The sequence below is a fragment of the Henriciella sp. genome, assembly GCF_049649345.1.
In the GTDB taxonomy this organism is placed as follows: domain Bacteria; phylum Pseudomonadota; class Alphaproteobacteria; order Caulobacterales; family Hyphomonadaceae; genus Henriciella.
Window position 1 is genome coordinate 1 of the sequence record NZ_JBARZC010000446.1, and the last position, 6,534, is coordinate 6,534.

Genomic DNA, 6,534 nt, shown 5'->3' on the forward strand with positions numbered 1-6,534 from the left:
TATGTGCACCCCATAGCGCACGCATCAAGGAGTAAGCCGCATGTTTCGTCGCAAATCGCGACAATCCGACAAGCTCGAAGCCCGTATCCGCGCGGCGCTGGGCGATCCGGACTGGCTGCAAGGCATCCGGGTAAAAGAAGACGGGGTGGTTACGCTCGTGATCGAGGGTGATCCGTCAAAGCTCGAAGAGTCCGAATCCCGCCGCATCGAAGCTGAAGCGCGCGCCATGAATGTGAAGGGCGTGACGCAGGCCCGTGCCATGCTGACAGCCGAACGCAGCCCGTCGGCACCCGCCGCGCCAGCTGAACCGGCCCCGAAACCTGGCACGCAGCGCGTGCGCAAGGGCGCGCGCCTGTCTGATGAGGCGATCTCCCAGGGCCAACCCGGCGCGCCCTCGACAGACAAGATACCCGGCATCTCCCGCATCCTGGTCGTGGCGAGCGCCAAGGGCGGGGTCGGCAAGTCCACGGTCGCGATCAATCTCGCCGCTTCCTTTGCCAAACTCGGCCTCAGGACAGGACTGCTAGACGCAGACATTTACGGGCCGAGCGCGCCAACCATGCTGGGCACCACCGATCAGTCCCCGGCAACGACGCCGGACGGCAAACTCGTGCCCGTTGAGGCGCACGGCATTCACTCCCTGTCGATCGGGTACCTGTCGGACCCGGACGCCCCGATGATCTGGCGCGGGCCGATCGTCATGTCGGCGATCACCCAGATGCTGAACGATGCCGCCTGGGGCACGCCGGAGGATCCGCTCGACCTCTTGATCATCGATACTCCGCCCGGCACGGGTGACGCGCAACTCGCGATTGCGCAGAAAGTGCCGGTTACCGCGGCGGTCCTCGTGACGACACCGCAGGAAGTCGCCCTTTCGGACGTCCGCCGCGGCGCTGCCATGTTCGCGAAAACGGCTGTGCCCGTGCTCGGCATTATCGAAACGATGAGCTGGTTCGAAGACCCGGCTGGCAACAGACACCATCTGATGGGCGAAGGCGGCGGACAGCGCATGGCGGACGCGCTCGGCCTGCCGCTGCTCGGCCAGCTGCCGATGCTGCAGGAAATCCGCGCAGGCGGCGATGCCGGCACACCAGCTGCGATGAGCGGCGGCGAAGCGTCAGCCCTGTTCCACGAGATTGCCCGCTCCGTCGCGCTCAACCTGGACAATCTGCAGACCAAGGATCCGCCAAAGATCATCTTCGAGGATTAGGCCGCAAGAGGCCGGAGTCGGCGCTGGCACACAAATTCTGGATATTTGCTGGCGAGGATAATTAGGCGTCAGCCCAAATGTCTCGGGCGGATGCCGCTCGGTGGCGCCTCAAGAGGAAGTCGCCATCTTCAAGGAGAGGGATGCCTCAGGCATTGAAATTGAGCGTCAATCCCGGCTCCGGCCAGCGGCACTTGATGAGTTTTCCGGTGCCGGAGAGGGTTATATAGGCGTCGCGCATATCCTCGCCGCCAAAGGCGATATTGGTCACGAACGGGTCCGGCAGGGCGATGTGGGAATGCTCGCCATTCGGCTGCACGGTCGTTATCCCGCCCTTGAGAATGGTGGCGACGCAGACATTGCCGGCCGCAGAGATCCCGAGGCTGTCGAAATAACGAAGGTCCGGCATACCGGCGACGACGCGGCCCTTTGCGAAGGGCGAGGCCTGTTTCGCAACGCCCGGGCTTTCAAGATCATAGGCCCAGACGCGGCCTGTCATTGTATCGGCGAAGTAGACCGTCTTCTCGTCCGGCGACAGACCGACGCCATTGGGCGAAATATGGTTGTAGTCAAGCTCCTCGACGGTGTTGGAGCCCGCCCCCATGAAGTAGATGCCGCCAGTGTCCCGGCTGGTCTCATACGTTTTGCCGAGGTCGGTGAAATAGAGATTGCCGGCCTTGTCGAAAACGAGATCGTTGGGGCCTTTGAGGGGCCGATCGCCGCAATGGGTGGCGACCACTTCGACCTTGCCGGTGGACATGTCGACGCGTTCGATCCGCCCGCCGGAATAGTCTGGCGGACAATGACCCGGGATCAGCAGCCCGCCGCGGTCATGATAGGTGAAGCCGCCATTATTGGTGACCCAGAGTGCGCCGTCCGGACCGATCGCGAGCCCGTTCGGCCCGCCGCCCGGCTCGGCAATGGTCTCTGTCTTGCCGCCCGCCCAGCAGCGGGTGATCTTCTTGCTCTCGATCTCGACGACGATGATGGAACCGTTCGCCATGACGACCGGGCCCTCGGGAAACCGCAGCCCCTCAGCAATCACTTCAAAATCCATAGCTCACCTCCCTGATACGTCTCTTTTTCAGGGACTGTCGCGCTCGACAACGTGTGTTGCAAGCCGGACCGTTGGGGAAAGCTCTAGGGAGCGCTGCGCTCCAGCACGCGAAACGCGAATCCGTATTCGTTCTTCTCGTCGGCTGCCTGAACCGAGCGGCCAGCCTCGGTAAATTCACTCTCGTCAAACTCCGGAAAACAGGTGTCGCCTTCGATGTCGGCGTCGACTTCGGTGATATAGAGCCGGTCCGCCATCTCGATAGCGCGTTCATAGAGCGAGGCGCCGCCGATCACGAAGACCTCGTCCTCGCCATCCTTGGCGGCGATCGCTCTTGCCGCCGCCACAGCCGCGCTGAAGCTTGAATAGACACGCGCGCCGATCGCCGCATAAGCCCAGTCACGCGTCAGCACGATATTGGTGCGTTTCGGCAGCGGTTTGCGCGGCAGGCTCTCCCAGGTCTTGCGGCCCATTATGATCGGTTTGCCGGACGTGGATGTCTTGAACAGGGCAAGATCCCCCGACAGGTGCCAGGGCAGATCGCCGTCTTTACCGATGACACCGTTTCTCGACCGTGCAACGATAAGTGAGAGTTTGATGTCGCCAGCCATTACGAACCCTCCGCCTCACTGCCACTTGTCGCAGCAGCTGAATCAGCCCCATCCGGTCCTGTTCATTCAGCATAGTTTCAATTAGTTCAACCGCGTGCTCACACCAGTAGAAGAGTTTCAACACATGATCGAATTCTGGAACGCGCTCATTGCTGCCCTGACAAACAGTCAACCGGAGCAACTCCTGCCCGTCCTGCTCGGTTTGTCGGTGACATTTGCCGCGATCTTCTATTTCGGCGGGCGATTTTGGGCGTTTCTTTATTTTGTTACCATCCCTTTTCTGAACTGGTCGTTCGGTGTGATCGAACCGTGGTCGCTGGTTGGCGCGAATGAAACATTCACGAAGGGGATCGAGCTGCACCCGCTGACCATGGTCACCGGCCTGGTCTTCGTGTTTCGCGACTTCGTCCAGCGCGGCATGGGCCACAAGGTGCTCGTTGTCATGGCGCTCGCGATTGCCTGGTCGTTCTACTATGCATGGCCGGTGATCGCGCTCGCGTCGGGCATCGCGTTCGCGATCTCGGAAATGACCGACTGGCTGATCTACACCTTCACGAAATACCGTCTGTCGACCCGCATCGTCCTGTCCTCGGCCGTCGCCGCGCCCGTTGATACGACCATTTTCCTTTATGGCGCGGACCTCGCCCGCCAGATGCGCCTCGGCGAAGAGCCGGGCAATATGCTGCACTGGGCCAACTGGATCGTCTTCATCCTCGGCAAGATGGTCGGCGCGGTGATCGTCTCATACCTTGTCAGGCGCCGCGAGGAGGCTGGAAAGATCGATCCCTATGATGGCAGCGTCGAGCCGGAGACCGCAGAAGCGTTCCGATAGGCTCCCCGCTCGCCAGCCGCCCCTGCCCTGACGGCACGGTTTCCAAGCGCGTTCTCGTAGCTATTGTCCCTGAAAACACTTGTCAGGGAGGACATTCATGGAACTTGGAAAGAATACACCGGCCGTGGTCACAGGCGGCGCATCCGGTCTTGGCCGTGCGACCGCAGAAGCGCTTGCCGCGCATGGTGTGAAAGTCGCGATCTTCGACATTCAGGAAGACAAGGGCAAGGAGGTTGCCGACGCCATTGGCGGCATCTTCTGCAATGTGAACATTCTCGATGAGGCCTCCTGCGAGGCGGGCTTCGAGAAGGCGCGCGAGGCGCACGGCCAGGAGCGGATCACCGTGCATTGTGCGATGACCGCAAAAGGCGGCAAGACGCTGCGTTTCGACAAGGAGACCATGTCGTTCAAGCGCCTGCCAACCGAGAGCTATGAATTCGGCGCGGCCGGCATTCTGACCGCGTCCTACCGTATCGCGTCCATGTCGGCGCTAGGCATGGCGAACGCCGAGCCGCTCAATGATGATGGCGAACGTGGCTCGATCACGCTGACGGCCTCTGTCGCCGCGCAGGACGCGCAGATCGGCCAAGTGGTCTATGGCTCGTGCAAGGCCGGCGTGAACGGCCTCGTCTTGCCGATGGCGCGGGATCTGATGGATATCGGCATTCGCGTCAATTCGATCATGCCCGGCATTTTCGCAACGCCGCTAATGCTCGGCGCGCCGGACAAGGTGCTCAATAGTCTGGCAGCCTCGGTGCCCTTCCCCAAACGCCTCGGCAAGCCGGAAGAGTTCGGGTCGCTGGCCTGCGAGATTGCGCGGAATACCTATCTCAACGGCCATAATTTCAGGCTGGACGGATCGATCCGGATGGCACCGCGCTAGGGCCTGATCCTTCAACGCCCTCGTCCTTCGACTGTGCTCAGGATGAGGGCGTTTGGTTTTTCACGCTTTTCCTGAGCGAAGATCTAGACCGCGACCTTCGCCTTGATGTGCTTGTGCGCCTCATAGCCGACCAGTTCGAAATCCTCATACGCCCAGCCGAACAGATCGGTCTTGTCCGGGTTGAGGATCATCTTCGGGGGGCTGAGCGGCTCACGGGTGAGCTGAAGCTTCGCCTGTTCGACATGGTTGGAATAAAGGTGCGCATCGCCGAGCGTGTGGATGAATTCGCCCGGCTCCAGCCCTGTGGCGCGCGCCATCATCATGGTGAGCAAGGCGTAGGATGCGATATTAAATGGCACGCCGAGGAAGATGTCGGCGGAGCGCTGATAGAGCTGGCAGCTGAGCTTGCCGTCGGCGACAAAGAACTGGAACAGGCAGTGGCATGGCGGCAGCGCCATCTCGTTCACATCCGCCGGGTTCCAGGCCGAGACGACGAGGCGGCGCGAGTTCGGATTGGTCCTGATCTCGTTCAGCACCCACTCGATCTGGTCGATGGTGCGCCCGTCAGGCGCCGCCCAGGAGCGCCATTGCTTGCCATAGACCGGCCCAAGGTCACCATTCTCGTCGGCCCACTCATCCCAGATGGAGACGCCATTGTCCTTCAGATAGGCGATATTGGTATCGCCCTTCAGAAACCATAAGAGCTCGATAATGATGGAGCGCAGGTGGAGCTTCTTGGTCGTCAGCAGCGGGAAGCTCTCGGCAAGGTCGAACCGCATCTGCCGGCCGAACACGCCGAGCGTGCCTGTGCCTGTCCGGTCGCCCCTTGCAATGCCATTGTCGAGGACATCCCTGAGCAGGGCGAGATAGGGTATATCAGCTGAGTGGGGCATGAGATTATCAATGCCGACTCGGCCTTCGAAGTCCAGACATTCCAGCACCCGCCCCCAGCTTTTCGCGTCCTTTGCACAGGCTGACAGCCTGGCCGCGATCATGGCTAACCCAACATAAACCCCCGGTCAGCAAATTACCCGGCTCCGTCAGCATCCCCGAAAAGATTTCGGCACTAGGCTTTCGCGGTTGAGAGGATCTGGGCGGGATATGCGATGAATCTGGCAATTCGCAGCAGGGCAGCGAAGCGTCCGGCAGGGGTCCTCCGGCCATTCTCACTGGACATTTCAGGAAATGTTGCAGCGATCGCGGCCCTAACCATTCTGCCGATTTTCGGGGTTATCGCCCTGACGCTCGACACAAGAAACGTCATGAATACAAAGGTCGCAATGCAGTCTGCTTCGGATGCGGCAACGATTGCTGCCGCGATAGAGCTACTGAAGGATGCGAGTGACGAAGAGGTCAGGCGCGCTGCGATGGCGGCGATGCAGACGAAAGTCAGCATGGAGGCTGACGGGCTTGCCTGCACGATGGAGGACTTCTCGATCAGCGAGCACCGCGATGCGGTCCGTGCCGGCTGGACGTGCAATGAGCCGTCCGCCATCACCGCCGCTATCGGCAAGGAATCGATGCAATTCCCCGTCGCGACTACAGCGATGTATCATTACGGCATGGATGGCTGCGTTCTGGCGCTGGGCGAACACAATCCAACCGGCGTCGCTGTCACCGGGTCTGCGGCCGTGACGCTGGAGAGCTGCGCGGTGATCTCGAATTCTCGCAAAGACACCAGCATTGACATGGGCGGGTCCGGCACCCTGTCGACCACGTGCGCCTATGCGGCTGGGGGTATCGAAAACGGGTCCGTGATCTACACCACAGACTGCATTTCACCGATCGCCCATGGCCGGCCGACACCCGATCCTTATGCCGATCTGGAAATGCCCGAAGACTGGACCTCCTGGCCATGCATCTCGCCCACCAAGGTGAGCAAGAATGACATCTTCCTGACATGGGGACGCTACTGCTCTCCTGTCTCGGGCAAGGATGACATTGAAC

At 61.0% G+C, this 6,534-nt stretch carries 7 protein-coding genes and 1 pseudogene; 5 read left to right on the plus strand and 3 right to left on the minus strand.

What is annotated here, in order from left to right; genetic code table 11:
* The first annotated feature begins 40 nt into the window (after positions 1–40).
* On the plus strand, positions 41–1,210 hold the full coding sequence (locus WA989_RS12365; RefSeq protein ID WP_424340800.1) for an Mrp/NBP35 family ATP-binding protein: 1,170 nt from the start codon (positions 41–43) through the stop codon (positions 1,208–1,210).
* Positions 1,211–1,355: 145 nt separating this feature from the next.
* On the opposite strand, the gene WA989_RS12370 is transcribed toward WA989_RS12365, so the two are convergent.
* Both WA989_RS12370 and WA989_RS12375 read right to left on the minus strand, forming a co-directional pair.
* Positions 1,356–2,264, minus strand: a complete 909-nt coding sequence (locus WA989_RS12370) for an SMP-30/gluconolactonase/LRE family protein (RefSeq protein ID WP_424340801.1) — start codon at positions 2,262–2,264, stop codon at positions 1,356–1,358.
* Between the two features lie 83 nt (positions 2,265–2,347).
* The gene (locus WA989_RS12375; RefSeq protein ID WP_424340802.1) at positions 2,348–2,872 is read right to left on the minus strand and encodes a dihydrofolate reductase; all 525 of its coding nucleotides are present in this window, start codon (positions 2,870–2,872) and stop codon (positions 2,348–2,350) included.
* 124 nt (positions 2,873–2,996) lie between these two features.
* On the opposite strand from WA989_RS12375, the gene WA989_RS12380 reads away from it, so the two are divergent.
* Together WA989_RS12380 and WA989_RS12385 are read left to right on the plus strand one after the other, a co-directional pair.
* Entirely contained in the window at positions 2,997–3,704 is a 708-nt protein-coding gene (locus WA989_RS12380; RefSeq protein WP_424340803.1) for a VUT family protein, read from the plus strand.
* Positions 3,705–3,801: 97 nt separating this feature from the next.
* On the plus strand, positions 3,802–4,587 hold the full coding sequence (locus WA989_RS12385; RefSeq protein ID WP_424340804.1) for an SDR family oxidoreductase: 786 nt from the start codon (positions 3,802–3,804) through the stop codon (positions 4,585–4,587).
* Between the two features lie 83 nt (positions 4,588–4,670).
* On the opposite strand, the gene WA989_RS12390 is transcribed toward WA989_RS12385, so the two are convergent.
* Complete coding sequence (locus WA989_RS12390) at positions 4,671–5,480, minus strand: thymidylate synthase (RefSeq protein ID WP_424340805.1); 810 nt, start codon at positions 5,478–5,480, stop codon at positions 4,671–4,673.
* 213 nt (positions 5,481–5,693) lie between these two features.
* On the opposite strand from WA989_RS12390, the pseudogene WA989_RS12395 reads away from it, so the two are divergent.
* Both WA989_RS12395 and WA989_RS12400 read left to right on the plus strand, forming a co-directional pair.
* Positions 5,694–5,846: pseudogene (locus WA989_RS12395) on the plus strand (hypothetical protein); the annotation flags it as partial.
* A 3-nt stretch (positions 5,847–5,849) separates the two neighbouring features.
* Positions 5,850–6,534, plus strand: a 685-nt coding sequence (locus WA989_RS12400; protein ID WP_424340806.1) for a hypothetical protein, incomplete at its 3' end; no start/stop codon positions are given.